General features: G+C 68.8%; 17 protein-coding genes. 5 read left to right on the top strand and 12 right to left on the bottom strand.

The window, feature by feature from the left end; genetic code table 11:
• Nucleotides 1-131 precede the first annotated feature (131 nt).
• Nucleotides 132-1,460, top strand: a complete 1,329-nt coding sequence (locus ACWF79_RS24060; protein WP_453730204.1) for a class I SAM-dependent RNA methyltransferase — start codon at nucleotides 132-134, stop codon at nucleotides 1,458-1,460.
• A gap of 284 nt (nucleotides 1,461-1,744) precedes the next feature.
• Here the strand turns inward: ACWF79_RS24060 and ACWF79_RS24055 are convergent, their stop codons facing one another.
• Both ACWF79_RS24055 and ACWF79_RS24050 read right to left on the bottom strand, forming a co-directional pair.
• On the bottom strand, nucleotides 1,745-2,827 hold the full coding sequence (locus ACWF79_RS24055) for a hypothetical protein (RefSeq protein WP_453730203.1): 1,083 nt from the start codon (nucleotides 2,825-2,827) through the stop codon (nucleotides 1,745-1,747).
• A 538-nt stretch (nucleotides 2,828-3,365) separates the two neighbouring features.
• Nucleotides 3,366-3,893, bottom strand: a complete 528-nt coding sequence (locus ACWF79_RS24050) for a hypothetical protein (protein WP_453730202.1) — start codon at nucleotides 3,891-3,893, stop codon at nucleotides 3,366-3,368.
• Between the two features lie 355 nt (nucleotides 3,894-4,248).
• On the opposite strand from ACWF79_RS24050, the gene ACWF79_RS24045 reads away from it, so the two are divergent.
• The 3 genes from ACWF79_RS24045 to ACWF79_RS24035 all read left to right on the top strand — a co-directional run bounded on the left by ACWF79_RS24045 (nucleotide 4,249) and on the right by ACWF79_RS24035 (nucleotide 7,793).
• On the top strand, nucleotides 4,249-6,309 hold the full coding sequence (locus tag ACWF79_RS24045; RefSeq protein ID WP_453730201.1) for a GNAT family N-acetyltransferase: 2,061 nt from the start codon (nucleotides 4,249-4,251) through the stop codon (nucleotides 6,307-6,309).
• Nucleotides 6,306-6,785 carry an ASCH domain-containing protein gene (locus ACWF79_RS24040; RefSeq protein ID WP_453730200.1) on the top strand — a complete coding sequence of 160 codons (480 nt, stop codon included), beginning with the start codon at nucleotides 6,306-6,308 and terminating at the stop codon, nucleotides 6,783-6,785. The genes ACWF79_RS24045 and ACWF79_RS24040 overlap by 4 nt, the downstream gene beginning before the upstream one ends.
• Nucleotides 6,786-6,992: 207 nt before the next feature.
• Nucleotides 6,993-7,793 (top strand): bestrophin-like domain, encoded by an 801-nt coding sequence (locus tag ACWF79_RS24035; protein ID WP_453730199.1) that lies wholly within the window; start codon nucleotides 6,993-6,995, stop codon nucleotides 7,791-7,793.
• Nucleotides 7,794-8,058: 265 nt separating this feature from the next.
• Here ACWF79_RS24035 and ACWF79_RS24030 read toward each other — a convergent pair whose 3' ends face one another.
• The 9 genes from ACWF79_RS24030 to ACWF79_RS23990 form a co-directional block, all read right to left on the bottom strand.
• The gene (locus ACWF79_RS24030) at nucleotides 8,059-8,298 is read right to left on the bottom strand and encodes a hypothetical protein (RefSeq protein WP_453730198.1); all 240 of its coding nucleotides are present in this window, start codon (nucleotides 8,296-8,298) and stop codon (nucleotides 8,059-8,061) included.
• Nucleotides 8,299-9,071: 773 nt separating this feature from the next.
• Nucleotides 9,072-10,031, bottom strand: a complete 960-nt coding sequence (locus tag ACWF79_RS24025; RefSeq protein ID WP_453730197.1) for a terpene synthase family protein — start codon at nucleotides 10,029-10,031, stop codon at nucleotides 9,072-9,074.
• A gap of 439 nt (nucleotides 10,032-10,470) precedes the next feature.
• Nucleotides 10,471-11,847: a condensation domain-containing protein gene (locus ACWF79_RS24020; RefSeq protein WP_453730196.1), complete on the bottom strand. Its 1,377-nt coding sequence runs from the start codon at nucleotides 11,845-11,847 to the stop codon at nucleotides 10,471-10,473.
• On the bottom strand, nucleotides 11,844-13,034 hold the full coding sequence (locus ACWF79_RS24015) for a cytochrome P450 (RefSeq protein WP_453730195.1): 1,191 nt from the start codon (nucleotides 13,032-13,034) through the stop codon (nucleotides 11,844-11,846). The genes ACWF79_RS24020 and ACWF79_RS24015 overlap by 4 nt, the downstream gene beginning before the upstream one ends.
• A gap of 132 nt (nucleotides 13,035-13,166) precedes the next feature.
• Nucleotides 13,167-14,378, bottom strand: coding sequence for a cytochrome P450 (locus ACWF79_RS24010; protein WP_453730194.1), 1,212 nt, complete (start codon nucleotides 14,376-14,378; stop codon nucleotides 13,167-13,169).
• Nucleotides 14,379-14,479: 101 nt separating this feature from the next.
• Nucleotides 14,480-15,034, bottom strand: a complete 555-nt coding sequence (locus ACWF79_RS24005; protein WP_453730193.1) for a hypothetical protein — start codon at nucleotides 15,032-15,034, stop codon at nucleotides 14,480-14,482.
• A 114-nt stretch (nucleotides 15,035-15,148) separates the two neighbouring features.
• Entirely contained in the window at nucleotides 15,149-16,198 is a 1,050-nt protein-coding gene (locus ACWF79_RS24000; protein WP_453730192.1) for a cytochrome P450, read from the bottom strand.
• Nucleotides 16,199-16,533: 335 nt separating this feature from the next.
• The gene (locus ACWF79_RS23995) at nucleotides 16,534-17,754 is read right to left on the bottom strand and encodes a beta-ketoacyl-[acyl-carrier-protein] synthase family protein (protein ID WP_453730191.1); all 1,221 of its coding nucleotides are present in this window, start codon (nucleotides 17,752-17,754) and stop codon (nucleotides 16,534-16,536) included.
• Between the two features lie 84 nt (nucleotides 17,755-17,838).
• Nucleotides 17,839-18,099 carry an acyl carrier protein gene (locus ACWF79_RS23990; protein WP_453730190.1) on the bottom strand — a complete coding sequence of 87 codons (261 nt, stop codon included), beginning with the start codon at nucleotides 18,097-18,099 and terminating at the stop codon, nucleotides 17,839-17,841.
• A 331-nt stretch (nucleotides 18,100-18,430) separates the two neighbouring features.
• Between ACWF79_RS23990 and ACWF79_RS23985 the strand changes: the two genes are divergently transcribed.
• Nucleotides 18,431-18,556 (top strand): hypothetical protein, encoded by a 126-nt coding sequence (locus tag ACWF79_RS23985; RefSeq protein ID WP_453730189.1) that lies wholly within the window; start codon nucleotides 18,431-18,433, stop codon nucleotides 18,554-18,556.
• Between the two features lie 406 nt (nucleotides 18,557-18,962).
• Here ACWF79_RS23985 and ACWF79_RS23980 read toward each other — a convergent pair whose 3' ends face one another.
• The gene (locus tag ACWF79_RS23980) at nucleotides 18,963-20,276 is read right to left on the bottom strand and encodes a hypothetical protein (RefSeq protein ID WP_453730188.1); all 1,314 of its coding nucleotides are present in this window, start codon (nucleotides 20,274-20,276) and stop codon (nucleotides 18,963-18,965) included.
• Nucleotides 20,277-20,417: the final 141 nt, after the last annotated feature.

The following is a 20,417-nucleotide window of genomic DNA, read 5'->3' as shown; positions in this document are numbered from 1 at the left end:
CCCCGGGGGGGGGGTGGGGCGCTGGGGCGGGTCCCACCCCCCCACCTTGCCCGGGGGCTTCCGGTGCTGTTTGGGGGGGGGGCGCCCCCCGCCCCCCCCCCACCTCTCTCTTTCTCTGGAGTCACCCGATCATGCAGAACGCACCTGTTCCTTCGTTGGTCGGGGAAGAGTACGAGGTCGAGGTCGGCCCGGTGGCCCACGGCGGCCACTGCATCGCCCGTACCGAGGAGGGCCGCGTCCTCTTCGTGAGGCACGCCCTGCCCGGCGAGCGGGTGGTGGCACGCGTGACCGAGGGCGACGAGACGTCCCGCTACCTGCGCGCGGACGCCGTGACGATCCTCGACGCCTCCAAGGACCGCGTGGAAGCCCCCTGCCCCTTCGCGGGCCCGGGCAAGTGCGGCGGCTGCGACTGGCAGCACGCCAAGCCGGGTGCGCAGCGCCGGCTGAAGGGCGAGGTCATCGCCGAGCAGCTCAAGCGCCTGGCCGGGCTCACCCCGGAGGAGGCCGGCTGGGACGGCACCGTGATGCCGGCCGAGGGTGACAAACTGCCGGCGGGCGAGGTCCCGCAGTGGCGCACGCGCGTGCAGTACGCGGTGGACGCCGAGGGCAACGCGGGCCTGCGCAAGCACCGCTCGCACGAGGTCGAGGTGATCGACCACTGCATGATCGCGGCGGAGGGCGTCTCGGAGCTGGGCATCGAGAAGCGAAGCTGGGAGGGCATGGCGTCGATCGAGGCCATCGCGGCCTCCGGCTCGGGCGACCGCCAGGTCATCCTCACCCCGCGCCCCGGCGCCCGCCTCCCCCTGGTCGAGCTGGACAAGCCGGTCTCCGTGCTCCGGGTCGACGAGAAGGACGGCGGCGTCCACCGCGTCCACGGCCGCCCCTTCGTCCGCGAGCGCGCCGACGACCGCACGTACCGCGTCGGCAACGGCGGCTTCTGGCAGGTCCACCCGAAGGCCGCCCAGACCCTGGTCCTCGCGGTCATGCAGGGCCTGATGCCCCGCAAGGGCGACACGGCCCTGGACCTCTACTGCGGCGTCGGCCTCTTCGCGGGCGCGATCGCCGACCGCGTCGGGGACCAGGGCGCTGTCCTGGGCATCGAGTCCGGCAAGCGCGCGGTCGAGGACGCCCGCCACAACCTGGAGGCCTACGACCGCGTCCGCATCGAACAGGGCAAGGTCGAGACGGTCCTCCCGCGCACCCGCATCACGGACGTCGACCTCATCGTCCTGGACCCGCCCCGCGCGGGCGCGGGCAAGCAGACGGTCAACCACCTCGCCGGCCTCGGCGCCCGCCGCATCGCCTACGTGGCCTGCGACCCGGCCGCCCTGGCCCGAGACCTGGCGTACTTCAAGGAGCGCGGCTACCGCGTCAGGACGCTGCGCGCCTTCGACCTGTTCCCGATGACCCAGCACGTAGAGTGCGTCGCGATCCTTGAGCCTGCCTCAAAGGGCTCCTGACCTGCCGTTTCTCCGAGTGTGCGTTATGGGCGTTACGTGCGTTAGGTGCGATATCTTGACGCATATTCGACGCACGTGACGCACGTTTGACGCACGGCTGGCGCGGTTTCTGATGGGTCGTCATGCGTGATTGACGACCGCCAGGTGGAGTCCTCAGCTGTGTGGTCGGAGACACCTTGAGGTGGCTGGGGCACTGGCTGCCGAGCTATTGGCTGCCCTTGCCCCATCCACTTTTCGGTAGTGACGTTCCGTGAGGCTCGGTGGGGTGTTCGGTGCGTGTTGTGTCAGGGGCCGTACGGGCTCCAGTGCCCGAGAAAGGGCCGGAGGTCGTCGGCTCGTGGTTCGGGGATGTCGGGCAGTCGGGGCGGTGTGTTCAGCGGGTCGAGGCGCTCCACGAGTGCTGCTGCCCAGTCGATCCATGCTTCGGCTTCGGTTCTGGCCTGACCTGGGGGCATGGCCTCGACCCGGGTGCGTACGGCGCTTACGTACTCCGTCAGTCGGGTGGCGTGGCGCCATGCGGCTTCCTGCGCTTCGAAGTGCCTGACGCGGTACGCCTCGGCGTACTGGACGCGCGCTTCTGCCATACCGGCTTCCCAGCGGACGCGTTTCTGGCGGGCTGCTTCGATCTCGTCGAGACGTCTGCGTTCGGCGGCTTCGCCGCGAAGCGTGACCTCCTGCGCGATCTCGGCGAGCTGATCTTCGAGGGGGCGGCCGGGGGTGTCGGACCATTCGCTCGCCCGGTGCGGCTGGCCGCCGCTGAGGACGAAGCGGAGGCGTTCGGAGGGGGCGTAGTCGAAGCGGGGGATCCTGATCCAGGAGTTCTTCTTGGCCTCGGCGAGTTCCTTCTCGGTGGCGACGTGCTCGGTCCGGTCCTGCTCTTGGAGGACGAGGAACTCCACGGTCTGGCCCTGCGCGGTGATGGTGAAGTGGGGAGACGCCCTGCGGCGGCGGTGGGATGGGGGTGCGGAGCCGGTCTGCCCTGCCGCACTGGAGTGTCCTGCGTTCTCGGTGGCGGTGATCAGTGCCTGGATAAGCCTGAGGGCGCGTCCTTGGACCGGCTTGGTCAGGCCCAGCGGCTGGGGTTCGTTCTGCATGGCCCGTACCGCGCTGTGCGGCCGCGTGAGCCGCGAGGGAACAGGGACGGGTTCGAGGGCCACGAGGCGCCAGGCGGGGATGTCGACGAGCTTGATCTCGTACCCGCCACGGCACCAGCCCCCATACAGCTCCTTCGTCTCCGGGATCCTTCCGGATCTGCGCGCCGCGGCGACGCGGGAGGGCCACTTCTCCAACTCCGGACCGCTGCCGCTCTTCACGATCCGGCCGCCCGCCTCCACGAGCTCTTGCAGCAGCTGCTCCGAGAACGTCATGCGACGTTGTCGGGGAGGACGTGGCAATCGAGCGGGGACAGGAACTTCCTGCGCTTGGATTGGCGGGGGCTGCGGAGGGGCTGGCTGGGCCTTCCGCAGGCGAGACCCGCGGGGAGGATATGCGCCGTGCGCCAGGTAATGCCGGCCTGCGCTCGTCAGGGTGACGCTCCACTGGCCACCCTTCCTGGAGACCGTAACCAACCCCCGGTTCTGCAGTGCCTGGCACGTGGTCTTGTACGAGCTCGTCTCCCATACGCCGGCAGGGCGCCCGGCGCCCACCCACTGCAGCACCGAGAGCTGCCGCTCATTGACCTGCCGTTCCAATGGCCCGCCTTCGACTCGAAGCGATCTGTAACGGCGGCATGCTGTCAGTTCCGTTGGTCAGCGACTGGCGATTTGAAACAATTCGCTCGAATGAGCGAGACCTCAGGACTGTCATTGCGCGCTGGACTGGATGTCTGCGCGGGCGGCGCTTTTGCTGTTGGCGTCAGTTCGCCTCCGTGAGCTGTGCGCGAGAGCCGGTGCTTGGGTCCGGCCTTCAGCCACTGAGCTTCGCGCGCAAGCGTTCGTTCTCCTTCTCCAGGCTCTTCACGCGTTGCTCAAGGTCGGCTCGTGTCGGCTTCTTCGCGGGCGGTGGCGGAGGTAGGGGGCCTGTTTCCTCCGGTGGCGCGCCGCGCAGCCCGATGGGCTCGAAGGCCACGATGGTTTGCCGAACTCCCCCGCACTCGGGGCATCGCCTGCCATACGACCCAGCGGACAGCGGGTCGGCGTACGTGTAATGCGCCTCCCTCTCCATGATGTGGCCGCAATACAGCCGGACACGCCACCGCATGATCTCGCGGTCGGCCTTCTTGAACGACTGCATCAGCTTCGCGACGTTCGCGAACGCCTGGCGGCGACGCTCCGCCCTCGCCGGGCCTGCCTGGCATTTCGCGATGTCCTCGTCGACCTGAAGCCGAACCGCCTCGCTGATCTCCTCGCTTTGCTTCTGGCGGCGATGGTCTTCGCGGGTGAGTTCGTACTCCTCCAGCGGAACCCCACTGCTCCGGTACTCGACTTCGCGCATGGCTGCCAGCGTAGGAGTGGCGGGTGCGCAGCCGCGGAGAAAAGCGGTGTTTGTTCACCGGATTGCTGATTTTGTCCATGGATGACCGCTGGTGGTGGGCACCATCCCGGAGTGGTCTCCGCGAAGCGGAGGGTGTGAGTGTCCCTTTGAACAAGGCCATGGCTGCGGCCGGGGAGCGAAACACATGTGCCGGTCAGGCCGTCATCAGGAACGAGCCAACCAGCCTGTTCGAGCAGAAGACCAGTCGAGTTCGCGCCAGTTAGCCGGTTCTGATCAATCGGTGGCTCAGTACGTGCACTGTTGGGCAGTATGCCGTCCTGGGGTGTTGATCGGTTGAGGGATCCGGAGGGGGAACATGGCGATCAGTGTGCTGCCGGTGGCTGCGGAGCAGACGGAGCTGTTGGACGCGATCATCGCTTTGGGCGACCGATACACCAAGTATCTGGGTCTGCTGACGCCGCCTGCCTACCGTAAGCACGCCGAGGACGACGGCCTGCTGGTGGCCGTGGACGGCGATGAGGTGGTTGGCTACGCGCTCTTCGGGCTGCCCAAGCGGAGCCTGCACGTGCGGCTGGCTCACTTGTGCGTGGCAGAGGAACGCCGAGGCAAGGGTGTCGCTCGTGAGCTGATCGAGGCGATTCGCGCGCGGCACGCTCATCGGCTCGGTATTCGTGCGAAGTGCCGGCGCGACTACGGGCTCAGCGGCATGTGGACGGCGCTGGGCTTCGTCCCCAGGGGAGAGAGCCTGGGGCGGGGCAAGGACAAGGAGACGCTGGACACCTGGTGGCTCGACCTGGGGCACGAGGACCTGTTCACCGAGGCCCAGAGCGATGCGCTGCTGGTGGTGACCGTGGACCACGGCGTGTTCGCCGGGCTTCGCGGTACGGAGAGCGAGCGCGCTGTTGAGGAGTCACGCGCTCTCGCGGCGGGATGGCTCGCCGACCTGATCGAGCTCGCGTTTACTCCGCAGCTTCTGCACGACGTGCGTGATGTCGAGGAGCGTGAGGCACGCACCCATCAGCGTGCGGGGCTTGCCGAGCTGCGTTCCCTGTCTCCCGACAGCGCTGCCGTGACCATCCGCTTGGAGGAGCTGGCCGCGGCAGCGGGGAAGGAGCTGCCTGATGTTCCCCTCGATGGCCGGCAGCGCGCCCGCTTGCGCTACGTGGCCGAGACATCGTGTGCCGGGCTCCAGGTACTGGTGACGCGCGATCCTGCACTGGCGGCTCTGGCGGACATCGCCTGGGACGTCGCACGGGTCAGGGTCGTCTCCCCGGCGGTGGTCACGCTGCACGTGGACGAACTGCGCCAGGCCCAGGTGTACCGTCCTGCGGATCTCATGGGCACTACCTTCTCTGCCGAGGAAGTCGAGCTGGGCGGTGAAGGAGAGTTGGTCGCCTTCTTCGAGCAGGCCGAGGGCGACCGTGGAACGGCCTTCGCGGAGCGGCTGAAAGGTCTCGCCGATGACGGGGTGCTGTGGCGCAGGGAGCTCCTTCGGGACGGAGAGGGGCATCCGGTAGCCCTCTACGTCTGGGCCATGGACGGCCGCACGCTGAACGTCGCGTTCCTCCGGACGGCATCGCACCGGCTGGAGGAGACACTTGCACGGCAACTGCTGTTCATGCTGAAGCGGCTTGGCCGGGAACGAGGGGCGCAGGCGGTCCGTATCACCGATCCGTTCCTGTCGCCGGCAGCCATGTCGGCGGCCGGGGCCGACGGCTTCACCGAGGACGAGAGCGGCTTCACCGCACTGTTGGTGGACGTCTGCGGACCCGCCGAGGCCGTCTCGCAGAAGGCTGCGGAGATCGCAGAGCGCATGAGCCGGTCGACGCCTCAGCTGGATGATCGCGTGTCGCCCGAGATCGCGAGCATGGCCGAGCAGGTGTGGTGGCCGGCCAAGCTGATCGACACGGCCCTGCCCTCCTTCATCGCACCCATCAAGCCGCGCTGGTCCACGGACCTCTTCGACGTTCCGGCCATGCTCGTTCCCCGGGACGACGTACTGGGCATCAGCCGCGAGCACGTCTACTATCGCTCGTCCGGACACCGCGGAGAGAGCGTTCCCGCCCGGATCCTGTGGTACGTCAGCGAGGGGACTTCCGGGCGGCAGGGCAAGATGGTCATCGGCTGCTCGCGCCTCGACGAGGTGGTCATCGACGACCCCGACACCCTCTTCTCGCGATTCGAACACCTGGGCGTATATGGTCATGCCGAAGTGCGTGCCGCAGCCGATGGGTCGGGTATGGCCATGGCGTTGAGGTTTTCGGACACGGAGGTCTTTCCCGTACCGGTGACGCATGCACGAGTGACCGCGTTGGCCAAGGGGCTGGGGCTACGGTGGGTACCGCCGATGCAGCTGTCGAAGATCAGCGCCGCGCTGTTCCAGGCCGTGTATGAAGAGGGGCACCGAAAGACGTGAGTGATCCGGAGCGCGCGATGCTGCTGTCCGTCCACCCTCGGTTCGCTGCGGCGATCCTGGCCGGAAGCAAGACGGTCGAGGTCCGCAGACAGCGCGTCGCCGCCCCACCGGGAACTCCCGTGCTTTTGTATGCGACCGCGCCCACGATGGCCATCGTGGGCATGGCGCGGATCTCTTCTGTGCAGGTGGCCTCCCCACAGGAGGTCTGGTCAGCAAGCCGCACGAGCGCTGGGATCAGTCGGCGCGAGTACGACGACTACATGACTGGAGCGACCCAGGCCAGCGGTCTGTCGCTCGAAGAACCGATCACGTTTGAGGCTCCGGTTCCGCTGGCCGCGCTGCGAGCCTCTGGATCGTTCCATCCTCCGCAGAGCTATCGGTATCTGACCGGTGAAGACCTCCGAAAAGTTGCTGAGGCCGCGCCGGTCACCGCGGCGGCCCTTCAGGGCGCGTTGAACGACCTAACGCCCGCCTAGGCTCGCACGCCCACAACGCGCGGATGAGATGTGGGGTCCGCGGCTGTTGAGCGGTTCGATGCGGGGCTTTCCGGCGCAAGGGACATCGCTCGTTCGGGGGCGACGAGACGTTTTTGCTGTTCCGGGCGCTATGCGGGGCGGGACACGATTCTGGTGGTGCCCCTTCCCCCGGGGCCTCCCTCGTCCCTCGCCTGGAGGTGGCCGTCCGTGGTCCTCGTCATCGTCGTCGCCGTGCTGGCCCTGCTCGCCGGCCTCGCCGCCAACCGCTGGCTGCGGCCCCGGCTCCTCAACGAGGACGACGACTCGGGCATGGCGGTGAAAGACCTGGTCGGCCCGCTCCTGACGCTGACCGTGCTGCTCCTCGCCTTCGTCCTCGTCACCGCCAACGGCTCGTACGGCAAGGCCGAGGCCGCCTCGCGCGGCGAGGCGAAGGCCGTCGACCAGCTCGTCGAGGCCGCCGAGTACGCGCCCGAGGCGCAGCGGGCCGAGATCCAGGCGGACGCCGTCTGCTACGCCCGTGCCGTACGGGAGCAGGAGTGGCCGGCCATGGCGGACGGCAAGGGCTCAGCGGCTCCCAGCGTCTGGTCCACCGACTTCCGCCGGGTCTTCCGTGAGGTGGAGGGCAAGCCGGTCTTCGGCATGCTGGTGTCCGCCGACAACAAGCGCTCGGAGGAACGCGAGGAGCGTCTGACGCAGGCCACCGCGAGCATCCCCAGCGCGATCCTCTGGTTCCTGCTCGCGACGCTGGTCATCACCGTCGTGGCCCTAGGGACGTGCATCCCCCGCCGCAACAACCGGGGGCAGATCATCACCCTCACGGTCATCACCGCGCTTCTCACCACCACCCTGTGCATCATCCGTGACGTCGACCGGCCCTTCGGCGGCATCATCGACGTCCAGCCGACCGCCATCTCCGAGGTCGAACGCCAGGCCACCCGCGACTTCCTGGCCCGCCATCAGGCCGACGAGCTGCCCTGCGACGACCAGGGCAACCGCCGCACCACCTGACGCTGCGCGAGGCGACGAAGCGCACTCCGTTCAGACACGTGCAGGCTGCCTTGGGGCCGGTAGGAGCTGGTGACCGGTTTGGCCGGCAGGGTCCTACCGGCGGGCTTCCCGGCAGACGCCTGGGCGCGACAGCGCTCTTGAGCGGGCCATGGCGGGCAGGGGCGCTACTCGGAGCGGTTCGCCCGACGGCCTGCCGTAAGGCATGCGACGCGATCGAGCGCGGCTCCGCTGGGGCGGAGCCGCGCGGCATCCCTTCCGCCGAGTGCTAGGGGAGGATGTGGTCGATGACGTTCCCGTTCGTGCAGTTGTTGGTGTGATTGCCGGTCCAGTCGCTCAGCACGGGGACGACGGCTACCTCCTGCAGGCAGACGACGGCGGAGGTGAAGTTCCAGTTGTTCGCGGCGTTGACGCCGCCGCCGAAGTTGCTGTCGTTGTCGGCGTGGGCGGGGCTGCTGATGGCGGCGGCGCTCAGGGCGAGGGCGGCGGCCACGATGATCTTCTTCATGGCCGGGGAACGAGCCACCTGTGCCCGGGACACGGGCGGGTGGCCGGCCCGTGTACCGGTCGTCACCTGAACGCCAGCTCTCAGGACCGCTCTCATGGGGTGGATCATCTGCGAGACCTGCCGTGCTGGGGCCGAGGCTGCTCGGTCATGCTGTTCTGCCTCCGGCGGCCGGGCATGTGCGGGCGGTGCGGCAATGTTCGACGGTCGGCCCGGTGGCGGGGGAGTGTGCGATGCCCGCGGTCCGCTTCCTGGTAGCAGAGTGAGCCCACCGATGAGTTGATCACCCAACCACCGTCTCAGGCGAACGGGCGTTGACCGCTTCCGACCGACTGAACCGTTCGTGCTGCGGTCAGTTCTGCGCGGCACACTGACCGCGGGCATGCCCGGGAGCGACATCCGCGGCAGCACCTGGGCCGTACAACAACCCTGAGCCGGCCCACCCCCAACTGGCAGCCGCGGTGACCGTCGGTTGCCTGCAGAGCCCGAAAACGAACTATCCCTGCCGGCCCTACGCTTCGCCCCGATGGCCGGGCCGCCCCCGAAGAGCACGCACCCAAGACGCTTCCACGTTGTCCAGGTCGCCTCTCCTGGGACGTGGGGATCCGACGGCTGGCCAGTGGCGGCACCGAACGTGTGCCTAATGTGCTGGAAGATCTCGCGGCCGGGCGTCAGGCGGAGGAGCAGGAGTTCTTGATGGGATGCGCGAGCACGCCTTCGTCGTCACCGGCATCGCCCGCCATCCCGACTCTGCCACCGCCCAGTCCACTGGTCCCTTATACGTGGGCAACGCCGTAGCGTGCGGTGAGCTGGTGCCAGTGGATGAACCCGGCGATCACGGCCTCTGTGTCCTGTACACATGTTGTGATCTGGGGGTCGCCGATCTCGCGCAGGGACCGGCCGAGCCGAGTGAACTCCTCAAGCGTGCTGCGATACACGTCGGCCGCCTGGAACAGGCCTTCCTGCAGCGAGCACTTGTAGTGATTGGCCAGGACATTGGGCAGCGTCATCGCCGTGGAGGTGTCTACTTCCGGGTCGAAAAGGGTGATGTCCTGGTAGTAGCCGGCAGCATCGGCCGCCAAGTCCTGAAGCCGCAACACCTGCGGATGTGCCCACACCTTCTCCGGCAGGGCCTTACCCGAGATGAGTTCGGGGAACGTGATGAACAGCCGGAATGCGGTCTTCGCCCGCCGGATCATCAGGAAGTCCGGAAGGCATGGAAGGCGCCCCTTCGACAGACAGACAGCCTCGCAGGCGAGGCCCCTGGACCAGTACGCCCAGCCGGCAGCGGTCCGTGCGAACTGCCCGGGCGTCGCTACCTGCTCCAGACGCAGCCACCAATCCCGCCACGCCCGGTGATGGGGGTCGTCTTCTTCCCGCGCCCCGTGAGGGTCGTCGACGACGCGGCTGAGAGCCATAAGTGACCGCGACACCCATCCGAGGTGCCCAGCGAGAGCAGGTTCTTTGATGTGGCGGTCATGGAACGAGGCTGCCCAGGCCCGGCCGTCAGAGGCCAGCTGTAGACTCTCGCGGCTCTCCCCGAAAGGGTAGGTCAGTGCGCAGAGCGTGCCGTACCTGTCGTGTTCCGCACGTTCGTGTGGTCGCTCCACGAGGCCGAACTTTTCCATCCATGCGCCTGTCTCCTCGTCCGTTCCCTTTCCCTGAGGGTTGGCTTCGGAGGTGAACGGGCGGGGTAGGTCCGGAATCGTGAGTTCGTGCACCGTCTGTTCTCCCATCGAAATTCAGTTCCTCTCGCTGTGCGGTCGAGTAGATCCGGTTGCAGGCGATTTTTGTGCGGTGGCCAACAGGTCGGCCTTTCTCGGCTTGGTAGCCAGGAACTTCTCGCGCTGCTTCAGCGGACTGTTCTCCGGAAACTTCGTCCAGCTCTGTCTTGATGCCACAGTCTCCTGGTCCCACGGAAGCTTGCACCTGCCCTTCCCGCGCTCGTAGCCGCCCAACCGCACCCACAAGCCGAAGCAGCCGAATGCTCCGTACGCCGGCTCGAGACCCGCGGCATGCGCACCCCCGGCGGAATCCGGCGCCGGGCCGGAGCGCCGCGGCGCCTGCATTCCGCCCCGTGATCGACACCCGGGTCGCCGACCTTCGCTTGTCTGCGGGGAATGAACAGGACGGCGAACTCCCGACGGGGCCGACTCCGGATGACCGCTCGCGGGATCACTCGAGGAAGGAGTGAAGGGTGCGGAGGAGCCGGTGGGCCAGGGAGTCGGTGGTCCGTCGTGCGAGGGGAGTGTCGGCGTGGAGGGTGTTGAGGTGTAATCCGTCGTGGTTGCGGTGGAACCACAGGAGGTTTCCGTTGCAGGCCGAGGACCACACGTGCACGGTGGCCGTGCGGGTCGAGGGATGCTCGGCATCGGGTGCGGTGCGGAAATCCAGGTAGGAGAAGAAACTGACAGGGCGGCTGACGTCGCCGGTGTCGGCTGTAGGGCGGAGCAGTTGCTGTGCGCGAACGGAGTGCACGTCGGCCTGGCGGCGTGCTGGTTGGTATCCCGCGCTGGCCAGGGCGAGCCGGGTGGCGAGGGAGGCTCGGCGCGGGGCGGGGATCTCGACGGGAACGGCGTTGATGAACCAGCCGATGGAGCGGGAGTAGCGGTGTCGTCCGCGCCGGTTGATCGGCATGAGGGCCCGGTAGACGTCGGGGCCGCCTTCTTCACGGACGGAGGCGGCCGTCGCGGCGAGGAGGCCGGTGAGCAAACTGCCGCCAAAGGCGCGGCAGGCTGTTTCCAGCTGGTGCGTCACAGGTCCGGGCAGCAGGGTGCGGGTGCGGTTGACCGGCGGATACAGGTGGCCCGCTTTGACGCCGAGGTCCAGCGGAAAGGCAGGGGGGTGTTCCGCGCGGGTGAGGAAGCCGCGCCAGTGCTGTAGTTGTTCGTCATGTGCGCGCAGCGCGAGGTTGTGGCTGCGTTCCTCGCGTGCGAAGTCGAGGTAACTGCCTGCGGGCGTGTGGTCCGGCCGGCGTCCGTGTGTCAGGTCCTCGTAGGCGCGGGCGAGGTCGGCGATGGTGATCGGGGCGGAGAGCACGTCGGCCACGAGGTGGTCGTAGACCACGTGGACCGAGGCTGAGCCCGCGCGGACGACGGCGCCCGCGACCATCAGGGGCCCTGTGACTGGGTCCACGAGCCGCAGCAGTTCGTGTAGGTGGGCGCGGGTGGCGACGGGTGAGGGGAGGGGTCCCGCATCGACACGCTCGAGGCGCGTCTCGTCCGGTGGGCGGACATGAAGGCAGACGTTCCGTGCAGTCCGGCGGCAGTAGGTGCGGAGCACTTCGTGCCGGCGGACCAGGTGCAGCAGCGCGGCTTCGAGCGCCGGCAGGTCGAGGGGGCCGGTCAGTTCGAAGCTGCAGGCGATAGCGAGGCCGAAGGGTGGCGGTCGGTCCGATAGGTGCGCGGCACAGGCCGCGGCCAGATGGGCTGCCTGGTTGTAGCTCGCCGACCGGCGGGAACCTGGTGCCGCGGGCAGGTCCGGAATGGAGATTCGCCAGGTGTAAGCGTGGCCGGGCTCGATCTCGGCCTTCTCGGCGGGGATCTGGATCATGGCGCGTCTTTGGCGGCGGTGTCGTCGGTGCGCACCGGCACGCGCTCGTAGCAGCGATCGACGAGCACGCCTTGTCGGCGCAGCGCGGTGTGCGCTGTGGCGAGGCGGATGTCGGGAAACCTGTCGAACAGGGCGGTAAGCGCGCCGGCCGCCTGCACGCGGGCGAGGGGGGCGCCGGGGCAGTAGTGCGGGCCCAGTCCGAACGCCAGGTGTGCGCCGAGGCGGTGCGGGCGCGCGGTGTCGGGCTCGGGGTAGGAATCCGGGTCGCGGTTGGCGGCGGCCAGGGCGATCAGCACCACGGCGCCCTGGGGGATCACGGTGTCGCCGACAGCGACGTCCTGCAGGGCGAATCGCCAGGTGGCGACCGGGAAAGGGCTGGTGAGGCGCAGCAGTTCCTCGGTGAGGCGGGCCGCGTCGGCGCCGCCGTGGAGTGCTCGGCGCAGCTCGGGGCTCTGCATGACTTCGACCGCTCCGGAGACGATCAGTGCCGTGGTGGGGGTGATGCCGCCGGAGAACAGGCCCCAGGCCACGGAGAGGAGCTCCTCGGCCGAGAGACGGCCCTGGCGGTGAGCGAAGGTGAGGCGGGTGAGGACGTCGTCTGCGGGCCTGCGCCGTTTGTCGCCGATGATGCGGGACCACAGCCCGAACAGTTCGCTGCGGCGTTTTCGTACGGCGGGGTTCTCGGGGTCTGCGGCGCTGATCATCGTCAGCGTCAGGCTGGTCAGGCGGTGCTGCAGGTCCTCCGGGATCCCCAGGAGTGCCGTGGTGACCCGGACGGCCAGGGGGCGGGCATAGTCGGCGACCAGGTCGGGACGGTCGGCCGCGGCCAGGGAGTCGAGGAGTTCAGCGCAGGTGCGGGCGATGAACGGCTGCCACCGCTGTGCCGCCGTACGGGACAGCAGGGGAGCCAGGACCGCCCGCAGCCGCTGGTGGGCCGTGCCGTCGCTGTTGAGCAGGTGGCGGCCTTCGGCGGAGAAGAGGTCGTCGGGGTAGCGGCGGCCGCCGAACCCCTGTCGGGGGTCGGGAAGCCGGCGCATGTCGTGGGCCAGGCGGGCGTCGGTCAGAGCCTGTCGCGCCTGGGGGGCTCCGGTGATCAACCAGGCGATAAGGCCGCCGGGCAGAACGACCCGCTGGGCGGGCGCCTGCTCACGCAGTTCCCGAAAGACCATGTCTGCGTCCCAGAACACGGGATCACCGGTCACCAGCCGGGGGCACGGGCATGCCCCAGCGTCGGGGCGCGGCGGTCCCTGCGGGCGGACGGACACCATGGGAGGGTCGTTCCCTTCTTGGTCGGCGGGGTGCAGGGGCGGGCCGGTGGATCAGGCGGGTGTGAGAACGACGGGTAGCGCTTCCACGCCGCGGACGGTGGCGGTGGTGTCCTTGTGCCGGACCGGACCGGATGCCGGCTCGATAGCACGGGTCCGGGCGAGCAGCCGGCCCAGAGCCAGGGATGCTTCCAGCCTGGCCAGGGGCGCGCCGAGGCAGTAGTGGATGCCCGCGCCGAAGCTCAGGTGCGGATTGTGTACGCGGTCAAGGTCGAGTCGGCCGGGTTGGGCGAACACGCGGGGATCGTGGTTGGCCGATCCGATGAGCAGAGCCGTCGGAGTTCCCTGCGCCAGCGGGGTGCCCGCGATCACGGTCGCACGCTGCACCGTGCGGAAGGTGATCTGGATCGAGGAGTCGTAGCGCAGCAGCTCGTTCACGGCGCCGCTGTCCAGCCGCCCGCCGTCGACCCGGCCCCGCGCGGTGGCAAGCTGGCCCGGGTGACGCAGCAGGGCGAGAGCACTGTTGGCGATGACGTTGGCGGTGGTCTCGTAACCGGCCAGCAGCAACAGGGCGCACATCGGCAGCAGGTCGCGCCGGGTGAACGCGGTGCCCAGGTCGGCTTCCGCGGCCAGGGCACTGAGGGCGTCCGGGCCAGGGTGGCGACGTCGTTCGTTGATCTTCCGGTGCAGGTAGGCGACGAACCCGCTGGCCGCCGAGTGGGCCCTGGCCACGTCCTGGTCGCTGAGGGCATAGGCCGGGTCGAGGAGCCGGGCGATGGGCGGGGTCTGTTCCCGGATCCACCTCTGGTCCTGCTCGGGCAGGGCGAACAGGCCGCAGACCACGCGAAGCGACAGCGGGTAGGCGAAGTCGGCGAGCAGGTCGACCTCTCGTTTCCGCAGCGCCTGGTCGAGCAGGTCGTCAACGGCGGCGGTGATCTCCGGGGCCAGCGCGCCGACGGCGGCGGGACTGAAGAAGCGCGAGGCGAGACGGCGCAGCGGCCCGTGGTGGGGCGGGTCCATGCCCAGGAAGGAGAAGATCCGGTTCGGTGCGGTGAGCGGACCGTGGCCGAGCCGGTTGTCCCGCAGGGCCTGCGAAACGTCCGCGTGGCGGGTCACCACCACCAGACCGTGCGGCCCTTCGCACAGAGCGGCGGCCTCGCGTGCCGCGGTGTAACGGGAGTACGGGTCGGTGTGCAGGGCGGAGTCGAAGGGGTCGAAGTACGGCCGTAGCGCCGCTTTTGGCCCGGTGGTTGTTGAGGGGTTCATCAGCTGGGTCTTTCGCAACGAAAGCGGCGGGCGCGTACGCGGATCTGCGGCAGGGCCCGGTGTGGCGGCGCCCCTGGGACGCCGCCACACCGGGCGTGCGGTCACGGCGTGTAGACGACCTCGGCCTGCTGCGTGGTGTGGATCTCCCCGGTGGGGTCGGTGACCTCACGGACGGACTGCCCGGTGACGGAGACGGTGTAGCCGCCGAAGCGGGTGCTGGTGGCATCGTTGACGCCCTTGATGGTGAACTTCAGGACGCCGTCGTTGCCCACCTCCGTACCGAAGTCGGTGAACGTGCCTGTGGTGACTTCTCCGTCCGACCACTCCACCCGGCCCCGGTACTCGGGCTCGACGCCCGCCGCCGGGGAGGGCAGCGTGCCGCTGAACTCGGTGGTGCCTTCAAGGTAGGGCTCACTCAGTGCGTCCCGGCACGTGATCGTTCCCGTGCCGGTGAAGCGCGTCACGTCCGGACTGCCGAGCTGCGGGGCCTGGAGCGTGCCGCGGGCGGTGCTTTCGCAGACGACGGACTCCGCCGCGGCCGGCTTCGCGGCGGCGGCCGGGGCCAGGAGGGCCGTACCCGAGCACAGGGCCGCTGCGAGGACGGTAAGAGTCCGCAGGCGCCGGGGGTACTGGGCTGTGCGGGAGAAGGGATGCATGGCTGTGCCCTTTCGTGGGGGAGCGTTCCGGGCTGTCCGGCGGGAATTGCCGGGTCCGGATGGAGACGGCACGGTCTGGAGGTCCTGCGCTGTCGTGCCGGGTGCGAGGCAGGGTCAGGGGTCGAGCACGACGGGAAGGTCTGTCCACCCGCGCACGGTGACGCGGTGGTCGGGACACGGCAGGCCGGCGGGCGCCATGCGGGGAAAGTGCCGTAGTACAGCGGGAAGGACGAGTGAGGCTTCCAGCCGTGCCAGCTGGGCTCCCAGGCAGTAGTGGGCGCCACCGCCGAAGGAGAGCAGCCGGCTCGCCGGGCGGTCGGGATCGAACGCGTCCGGATCGGTGAAGTGCTCGGGGTCTCGGTGAGCTTCGGCGATGAGCGCCATGACTTCCCGGCCGGCCGGGACCCGAACACCGCCGACAGTCACCTCGTGCCGGGCGACACGGGTGATCAGCCGGACAGGCGGGGCGAGACGCAAGGACTCGCTAATCGCGGCATCGACACGGGCCGGATCGCCAGAGGCTACCGCGGCTCGCGCCGGTGACGTCATCAGCGCGGTGATCGCGTGGTCGAGCAGCGTCACCGTGGTGTCGAAGCCGGCGGTCAGCGCGAGGGCGAGAGCGGAAGCCGCCTCGTCGTCGCCGAGGGAACAGGCGACCGACGACGCCAGGTCCTCTCCCGGCCGCGCCCGTCGTTCAGCCACCAGCCTGTCCAAGTAGGGCCGCAGGGTGCCGGCAGCGCGGTCCGCCTCCCGTAGTGCGAGCGGGCCGACCTCGGGGTCGAGCAGAGCCAGCAGCGGCTGCACCAGCTTGTGGAGGAAGGGGGCGTCCTCCACGGGGAGGCCGATGAGGGCGCACTGGGTGCGGCAGGTAACCGGGAGGGTGAGCCATGCGTGCAGATCGACGACGTCACCGCGCTGCCGCGCGTCGAGCAGATCCAGACATTGCTCGGTGGCGGTGGACACGGTCTCGCGCAAGGAGCGCAGGCGCGCCCGGCTGAAGGCGGGCGACGCGGCCTTCCGCAGCCGCTGGTGGCTCGCCCCGTTATGGAACACCATGCTGGTGCCGAACAGTCGCATCCCCGGACTCCGCCGCCAGCCGGGGATGTGTGCGTCGAACCAGGCGGCGTCCTTGGCCACGAACGCGGGATCGCGGGCGATCACCATCACGTCGGTGTACCGGCTGAACACCAGTACCTCGCTCCCGGTCCGCCGCCCGCGATCTGCGCAGCCGACGGCCGGCACAGGCCCGGGAGCGAACCGAGTCGAGGGCGGCCACCGCTCGTGCTCCGTGCTGTCCGGGATTCGTTGCGTGGTGTTCGGCACGCGGCCTCTCCCCTTGCCATGCGACAGCCCGGGCAGTCCCGGGCGACGTGAAATCGGGCCTCCAAGGGAAACGACCACCGATCGCCGAGGGCACGGAACCAGGGGCGAAATGACTTCTTACGGCCGCACGTCGACCGCGCGCGGCGGCCGGCCCCGTCGCGCCGGGCCGGGCGGATTCAGGCGGCGCCGAACACCAGCGCGGCGTTCTGTCCCCCGAAGGCGAAAGACGTCGACAGTGCTCGGCCGAAGTTCACACTGCGCGGGCTGCCGGTGACGATGTCCAGCTCACAACCGGGGTCCTGGCGGCTGACGTTGGCCGTCGGCGGCACCTGCTGCCGCTCCAGGGCGAGCACGGTGACCGCGGCCTCGATGGCTCCTGCCGCGCCCAGCGCATGGCCGATGACGCTCTTGGTCGCGGTCACCGGCGGCACGCGGTCGCGGAAGACCCGCCGGAGCATGAGGGCCTCCGCAGTGTCGCCCAACCGGGTCGAGGTGCCGTGCGCATTGACGTGGCCGATGTCGCCCGGCGTGCATCCGGCGTCGGTCAGAGCCTGCCGTACGGCCTGCTCCGCACCCGCGCCCTCAGGGTGCGGGGCGGTCACGTGGTGCGCATCGGCGGAGGACCCGTACCCGCACAGCAGCGCGCGGCTGCGGGCCCCACGGGCCCGCGCGTGCCCGAGGCGTTCGAGGACGAGTACGGCGGCCCCCTCGCCCAGCACGAAGCCGTCGCGGTCCCGGTCAAAGGGGCGCGAGGCGAGTTCGGGCCGGTCCATGCGCAAAGACAACGCCCGCATCTGGGAAAAGCAGACGGCGGTCATCCGCGACCACGACTCACTGCCGCCGGCGAGGACCACGTCGCACATGCCGCCGAGCAGCAGGCTGCGAGCAACCCCCAGCGCGTTGGTGCCCGAGGCACACGCGCTGGAGACCGTGAAGTTCGGACCCCGAGCTCCGATGTCGAGGGCGATCTCCCCGGCAACCATGCTCGGGACGCTGCGGGGCAGAGCGAGCGGCGAGACCGCGACGGGCCGGTCCTGGGCAAGCCGCGTGAATTCGGCGCCGTACGTCCGCAGGCTGTTCGAACCCACCCCGAGCACCACACCGACCCGCTCTGGCGGACAGGCCGCGACCTGCAGGTCCGCGTCCACCACGGCACGGCGGGCGGCCGCGATCCCCAGGTGGGCGAACCGGTCCAGGCGGCGCGTGAGTCGTCCACCGAGTTCGACGACAGGATCAAAGCCCGGTACGTCGCACGAGATGTCGACCGCGAGGCCCGCGAACTGTCGGTTCCTCGCGGCTAGTGAGCGTCCCGCGCACAGATTCGTCCAGTTCATATCGACGTCACAGCCCGCCGGAGTAAGCAGACCGAGACCGGTGACGGCCACCGATTCACCCATCGGTCACCCTGGGGAGCCGGGGACCCTGAACGGACGAGCTGCGGCCCCGGTCGGCGACGAGCGGCGGCCGATCACCATCTGCGGTCATCGCGCCATGAACCCCGCGATCGTCCGGGCCAGCTGGTCCAGCGACTCGGACCCGGAGACGTCTACCAGCCGACTGCCCACTTCGACACCGGTGCGTTCCTCGAGGACCGTCCCCAATTCCATCAGGGCAAGGGAGTCCAAGCCCAGTTCGTCGAGAGTCGTCGTGAGGGCGAGGGAGTCGGCCGGGAACCCGAACAACTCCTCCATGAGGCTGCGAAGGGTCTCCGGGCCGAACTTCGCCACCGTCCGTTCAGTCATCGCTCCGTCTTCCCTTTCGAGCAGTTGTGTCGACGGGCCAACGACACCGAGGGCGGACGGTCACGGTGCCGGGGCACGGCTTCCGTGGCGGCCCGCAAACCGTGCGCCGCCGCTGATTGGCAGAAACATTCCTATGGTTCGTACTGCCACGTGCCGGGTTCGGGAGTTCGCCTTCACTGCGGCGCTGGTCAGCTCTGTCCTGCTGCCGGTGGCCACTGCACCGGCGGCCAGCGCAGAGACAATCCCGTCGTAATGGGTAACGGGTAACGGGTAACGGGTAACGGGTAACGTGGACTGGTCAGTGATGTCCGTGAGCGTAAGGAACGGTGCTGTGGCGGAAGAGAACAAGCCCGAGGAGCCGAAGCCCGAAGACACTGAGCCGAAGGACGAGAAGACCACACCTCAGACGAAGGCGGGCGGTCACAAGGTCGGCATCCCTGAGGACTTGGAGCCGTAACCCCGCGGCAGCCTTTCGCTGCGCCTGCCTGGCCGTGTAAGGGGCCAGAACCTGCCGCGTCCGCGACGATATGACGTGCACCGGTAAGGCCCGGTGTCCGGACGCGCTCTGGGGGCAGCAGCGCTACCGGGCCGCCTCAACCGATGCCACGCCCGTTGACGCGGCCTTCGGAGCGTTGGTCCCGAATCACAGCTCGTCTCAACCGATGTTGATCACCTCAGGTTCCTGCCTGCCGGCCCGGCGCGGGTTGGCCAACTGTTAAGAGGCCTCCCACCCCTGCCTGAAGCGGGAGGCTTCTTCGGAATCGGGAACTGGGGTCAGCGGTAGTCGTCCTCGTCCACCTGAGCTTCGTCCGGTTCGATCGCTGAGAGCCGATCGTGGCCGGCCGGGGATAGGCGGTCCTGTGCTACATGCCGAAGATGACGCCGAGGGGGCCGAACAAGCCGGTGAGGACAACGGCACGTACCGGGTCGGTGGCCTGGGGGCTGGGCTTCCAGGGGGCGAGAGTCCAGGTCTGGCCAGGGCCGCCCTTGTTCTTGCCGACCAGGCGGCCGTCCTCGTCGGTCCAGTAGGTCTGCTCGGCGGGAACGGTCTTGCTGTCCGCGCCGTAGATGTGGGTGCCGTCGTACACCCACCGGTAGGTGCTGCCCTCGTGGCGGCTGGCGCCGCAGCCGTACAGCTCCGTCCGTGCTGCGGACTGGGAGATCACCAACGGCTTGATGCCTTCCTTGGCTGCCGCGTCCGTGTAGGCGCGGACCGCTGCGGCGACCTTCCTGTCCTCGGGACTCTCGTAGTTGTGGTTGGTGAGTCGGATGACGCCGTTCTTATGAAACGCAAGGAGTGCGCAATTCATATGCCATTCCTCCAGCGACGCCACCGGGGCCCGGCGCTGCCACTCCAACTCCAACGCCTTATTCCTGCGCTCCTGGGCTGCGGGCAACAGCTCCTCGGTCCGAGATTCGATCCGTGCGGCCCGGGGTTCCGTTTCGACTTCCTTCAGCAGCGCCAGCTCCTCCTTGGACGGCTTCTGCGGCCGCGCCTCGTCGGACGGCTCATACGGATCCGTCTCCTCGTCCTCCCCGCGCCAGGCCCGCTCCCACTCGCGCCGCGCCCGCGCCTCTGCTTCCGCGATCTTCCGCTCCCGGATCGCCTTGAGCTGCGCAAACTTGTCGGCGCTCAGTGGTTCCTCGTCCGCCGCCCATGCCTCGAGTTCGGCGATCAGCCGCACGCGCATTTCCTCCGTCTCATAGTGCGCCTCCTTCCAGTCCTCAAGCCTGGCGCTGTAGGACTTCGTGTGCCAGGCGTGCCATTCTTTCGGGATCAGCGCGCCGAGCTTCGTCCTGAGCTCGACAGGCAGGTCGTTCAGCCTGCTCTCATACAGCCCCTCCGAGTAGTTGCGGTCGTCGAAGTCGTCGCTGTAGTCGGTGTACATCCACACGCCGTAGCGGCCGATGTTCTGATACTCGTCGACGGCGAAGTTGACGATCTGGTTGAACGGCTGACGCTCCACCCCGTCTTGGGTGGTGTTGAACCACCAGGCTGTCGAGGGGCTGTTGTCGGGGGTGCCCAGTTCGAGGGTGGGCTTGTCGGTCACGTACTGGAGGTACTTGGTGCCCTCCTTGTAGTCGCTGACGTCCTTGGTCCGGCCCAGACGTACCCGGACGCAGCGGCCGGTCTCGTTGTTGACGATGGTGAAGTTGCCAGCGGGAATCTTTGACATGAGTCCATCGTCCCTCACTCACAGTGAACAGGGCAATGCGTGGCGTGATCTTCACTCGATTGCGAGTTGGCCAGGACGAGCGACACCGGCGGGCCAAGAGCGTGCTCAGAGAAGTCGGTGGTGTGCCCTTCCCATGGCGGC

The organism is Streptomyces sp. NPDC054975 (genome assembly GCF_053609105.1).
Note: the sequence above shows the minus strand (reverse complement) of the source record. Positions and strands in the feature narration are given on the sequence as shown.